Annotated in this window: 4 protein-coding genes; 2 read left to right on the top strand and 2 right to left on the bottom strand. The window is 60.3% G+C overall.

All coding sequences use genetic code 11. The features are described 5' to 3' along the window. Positions 1-25 precede the first annotated feature (25 nt). Complete coding sequence (locus tag G1E_RS21435; protein ID WP_009681698.1) at positions 26-289, bottom strand: YebG family protein; 264 nt, start codon at positions 287-289, stop codon at positions 26-28. Between the two features lie 234 nt (positions 290-523). Continuing rightward, a complete protein-coding gene (locus tag G1E_RS21440; RefSeq protein WP_009681699.1) occupies positions 524-787 on the bottom strand; it encodes a DUF3077 domain-containing protein in 264 nt (87 codons plus the stop codon). Between the two features lie 540 nt (positions 788-1,327). Between G1E_RS21440 and G1E_RS21450 the strand changes: the two genes are divergently transcribed. Then, entirely contained in the window at positions 1,328-1,798 is a 471-nt protein-coding gene (locus tag G1E_RS21450; protein WP_009681701.1) for a phosphate-starvation-inducible protein PsiE, read from the top strand. Positions 1,799-2,169: 371 nt separating this feature from the next. Beyond that, a partial coding sequence (locus tag G1E_RS21455; protein WP_047150091.1) for a DUF6531 domain-containing protein occupies positions 2,170-4,929 on the top strand: 2,760 nt, incomplete at its 3' end.

The following is a 4,929-nucleotide window of genomic DNA, read 5'->3' on the forward strand; positions in this document are numbered from 1 at the left end:
CCAGCGATGAGGCCGGTGCAGGTAATCACTCGGCGGATTGCCCGTCGAGCAACTCGGCCAACGCATCCGGCTGGCTCTTGAACGCCCGGGCGAACACATCGCGATTCTTGGCCATGTAGATACCGGCTTCTTCAACCTGCTGCTCGGTCAGCGATGGCACTGCCTTATGCAGCACTTCAGCCAGGCGCTCTGCCAGTTCGAGCATTTTGTCGTGACGGTCGGCTTCTGCCTTATCCATGAACAAGCGCTCCGGGTCGCGGCTGCTGCGGTACACCACTTCGACGGCCATTCATCACCTCTATGCCTTTTTACTGGTTTGCAATTTACTGTATCTATATACAGTAATGGCAGTGTGGGTTGGTTCGCAAGCAGAAATTGCAGTGGGGTGTTTTGCGGGGGCGTCCGGCACAACATCTTTATCGCCTGTGAGATCGAGCGCCGCGCGGGCGGCGCTCGATCTCCCAGGCGCTGAAAATGCTGCGGCAACCCCCTGCCAGCCCTCCTGCAACCTAGAGCCAAACCCTCACTGCTTCATCCCCAGCTCGGCATCATCCATCAGCGCCTTGGCCATCGCACTCAAGTAATGCGCAGCCCATATCATCATCGGCTTCCCATCCATCAACCCGGTGATGGTCAATTCGCGCACATACCCCATCAACTCCGAAGACTGTTCGCGGGCATCCCTGCACGGGATACCGGGCTCGATGCGGAATAGCGGGTGGGTGCCGTTTTCGCCCTGGTAGAAAGTGGTCTTGCCGACGGTGAACTGGGTGTCTTCTGTGGTCATTGGTCAGTCCCCTGATGTGCCTTTGGAATCAGGGTGTATTCGAGGGAATGGATGTAGCGGGGCGGATCGGGGATAACTCTCAGCATGATGTAGGCCTGTTCAAAATTGGGGCCACCACCTTCTGCTGTCAAACATCAAGGCGGCAGCTGTACATGGGTTGACAGACCGGTGAACAGAACCAAAAGCCGGCGCACACGAGGTGCCCCATGACAGCTGCCATAACGGCTAAGCCATGTGGTTAGTTCAGGGCGGCCTGTCAAAGCCGGTCGTTGATTGGCAACGACCGCCCGAGACTAGTGCGCACCACCGAACACCACAATGGCAGGGAGTATCTTTGGGAAATGCCCTACAAGGAAGGGCTTAAATCTGATTTTCTGCTGGCGCAATGCCATTTCATTTTCTGCAGCTTGCCATGCCACAAAGTGCCTTGCGGCAATCGGCCGCCTTCCCATGGCAGGGGCTTGGCCCTTTAACTGCATGGCAGAAACGTCACACCCGTGGCGCATCATCCTTGAAAGTCGTAGTGGGGAATGAAACATCGTGAACATCAAATGGGCAGAAAAACTGCGCAAGGGCCTGCACGGCTCGGCCGACTCGCTGGGCAACCTGTGCGTCGAAGCCTTCCATTACCTTGCCCTGTTCGGCATCGGCGCCATCACCGCCTATGCGGCGGTGGTCACCTTCCTGGACATGCTCGGCAAGGGCGGGATCAGCGTCGATGACATCCTGCTGCTGTTTATCTACCTGGAGCTGGGGGCCATGGTCGGGATCTACTTCAAGACCAACCACATGCCCATCCGCTTCCTCTTGTACGTGGCAATCACCGCGCTCACCCGCCTGCTGATCGGCGATGTTTCGCACCACAAGGCGCCGGATGAAGGGCTGCTGTACCTGTGCGGGGGCATTCTGCTGCTGGCGTTCTCGATCCTGGTGGTGCGCTACGCCTCGTACCGCTACCCCTCGACCAAGGTGCTGGATGCCAACGGCAAGCAAGTGGAAGAGGGCAAGTAGGCCTCAGCGGCATAGGTGAGCAGCACAACACCGCAGGTCGCGGAAAGCTGCGGCTTTTTCTTACAGACGCCTCTGAAAATCCAAAGAACGCGCATCACGCCAACGTATGGCACCCTGTTGTCCAAACCCAGAAAATCCCTGGGTTATGGCTTTTTGATATTGCCCTCCCTGGGCTGTAACCCACGGAGGGCGTGGCCTGCGCACGGTTGACACCATGGCGCACAAGCCTATTAACTCAGCAGCTCTCAAGGAGGGTAACCCGGCACATGACTTGATTCATGCCGAGCGTTTACAGGGAGATGCTGATGGTCATGGCGCGTCTTGACGCTATCGCAAGCCGTTCCGTACCTGGCGAACAGGAGTAATCCCTCATGTTCGAAGCAGCCAGGTTCGGCGACGATATTTCACACACCGGCGCATTGGGCGGTTTCCTGCTGGGGGCCGCTCTGGGTATCGCACTGGTGGCCAGCGTGGCCACCGTGGCCTTTGCCACCTTCACCTGCGGGTTCGGCGTAGCTTTGCTGGCAGGTCTCGCGGCGGGGGTTGGCGGCAGCTTGCTGACCGCTGCCGGCGAGGCGTTTGGCGGCCTGTTTTCATCCCCCTCAGGGACGATACTGACTGCCTCGCCCAACGTCTTCATCAACAGCCGCAAGGCCGCCCGCGTCGAAAAGAGCCTGGGCGCTTGCAGCAAGCACCCCGGCCAGGTGCAGATCGCCGAGGGCTCGACCAACGTCTTCATCAATGGCGTGGCGGCCGCGCGCAAGGGCGACAAGCTGACTTGCGGCGCGACCATTTCCGGTGGTTCGAACAATGTCTACATCGGCGGCGGCACTTACCGTTACCTGCCGGTGGACGACGAAGTCCCTGAATGGCTACGCACCACAGTGGATACGTTGATGGCCGTCGCCGGTGCCGCCGGCATGATCGCCCAATTGATCAAGGTCGGCACCCAAGCCGGCATGAAAGCCATCATGCCTTGCGCCCTGAAGTTCACCGCAGGCTTCATCGCAGGTGAGGTGGCCAGCCGCTACGTGGTCGAACCCGTGGCGCGCAGAGCCATCGGTGGCCTGGTCGGCAACCCCGTCGACCTCACGACGGGCCGCAAGCTGATCCCCGATGAAATCGACTTCAGCCTGCCGGGCCTGATGCCGATCGAGTGGTCGCGCTTCTACGCCAGCGACCTGACCGTCGACAGCGTGCTCGGCCGCGGCTGGATACTACCGTGGGAACAGAGTCTGCGTCGCAGCGGCAGTTTCATCTACCTCACCGACAACCAGGGCCGCGAAATCCCCTTCGTGACCCTGCAACCGGGTGAGCGGATCTACAACCCGCACGAGCAGGTGTACCTGGTGTGCACCGAGGGCGGCCACTACATCCTGCAGACCCTCGACAACCTGTTCTTCTACTTCGGTGAAGTGCCAGACACCAACACCGAAGTGCCGCTGCAGCGTATCGAGAACGTCCTCGGCCACTTCCTCCACTTCACCCGCACGCCTGACGGTACCCTGACCGACATCAGCGCCACCGGCGGCACCCGCGTGCACTTGCACTACGACCACCCGCTGGGCCGCCTGACCGATATCAAGCGCGTGGTGGACAACCATGCGGTCGAAACGCTCACCCAGTACCGTTACGACGAGCATGGCCAGCTGAGCGCGGTGCGCAACCGCAACGGCGACAGCGTGCGCAGTTTCAGCTATGTCGAAGGCCTGATGGTGACCCACAGCAACGCCTTGGGCCTGGGCTGCCACTACCGCTGGGAAACCCTCGGCGGCAAACCGCGTGTGGTCGAGCACTGGACCAGCGATGGCGAGCACTACCATTTCCGCTACGACCTCGACGCCCGCACCAGCTGGGCCACCGATGTGCTTGGCCGGGAACTGGAAGTGCAGTACAACGCCGACCACCGCGTGGTCGCCAGTCGCGATTATGGTGGCGAGCGTTACGCCATCGAGCTGGACGAAAACGGTAATATGGTTGGCCTGACCTTGCCGGACGGTAACCGCCTGCAATTCAAGTACGACGAGTTCTCCCGCTTGCTCGAAGAGGCCGACCCGCTGGGCCGCAAGACCACCTACGAATATCACCACCTGACTACACTGGTGACCCAGGTCAGCTACCCGGACGGCAGCACCTGGCGAGCGCGCTACGACGACAAGGGCAACCTGCTCGCCGAATTCGATGCCCTCGGCCAGATGACCGAGTACCTGAACAGCGATGACGGCCTGCCGCACACGATCATCGATGCGACCTACAAGTCCAAGTACCTGTGGTGGAACACCCTGGCCCAGGTCGAGCGTTACCAGGACTGCTCGGGCAAGAGCACGTACTACCGCTATGACGAGCGCCAGCACCTGGTCGCGGTAACGAACGCGCTGAATCAGACCACCACACTGGAGCGCAAGCCCGACGGCGAAGTGCTGCGTATCAGCCACCCGGACGGCACCACGGAAACCTTCACTTACAACGGCCTTGGCCAGGTGCTCAGCCACACCGATGGCAAAGGCCAGACCACCCGCCTGCTGCGCACTTCCCGTGGTTTGCCCAGTAACCGTCAGGACCCGAAAGGAGAGATGGTTCGCTACGGCTATGACAAGGCCTTGCGACTGACGTCGCTGGTCAACGAGAACAACGCGACCTACAGCTTTGCCTACGACGTGTCGGACCGGCTGATTGAAGAGGTGCGGGTAGATAACCTGACCCGGCGTTTCAGCTACAACGTCGGTGGCCATCTGACGCGACTGGATGAGATTGGCTATGGCGAGAATGCCGAACGGCCCGAGCGCCATACGCTGTTCGAGCGTGATGCCATTGGCCGCTTGATCGCCAAGATCAACAGCGATGCAACGCAGACATTCGCTTATGACGATGGCGACCGGTTGCTGAGCATCGAGCGGCAACCAACTGGGACAAGCAAGAAGTTTGGTATCACGGAAGAAAAGCTCAAGTACGCCTATGACCTGCTGGGCCGGCTGACGCAGGAAATCACGCCCGACGGGACGCTGGGCTATGAGTACGACCCGCTCAGTAACCTGACCACGCTGACTCTGCCAGATGGCCGCAAGGTCAACCACCTGTACTACGGCAGCGGTCACCTGCACCAGTTGAACGTGGACGGCCAGGTCATCAGC

Origin of the sequence: Pseudomonas sp. TJI-51 (genome assembly GCF_000190455.2) — a bacterium.
Taxonomy (GTDB): Bacteria; Pseudomonadota; Gammaproteobacteria; order Pseudomonadales; family Pseudomonadaceae; genus Aquipseudomonas; species Aquipseudomonas juntendi.

Coding starts and splice junctions, on each gene's coding strand:
- G1E_RS21435 (WP_009681698.1), bottom strand. CDS start 289: ATGGCCGTCGAAGTGGTGTACCGCAGCAGCCGCGACCCGGAGCGCTTG.
- G1E_RS21440 (WP_009681699.1), bottom strand. CDS start 787: ATGACCACAGAAGACACCCAGTTCACCGTCGGCAAGACCACTTTCTAC.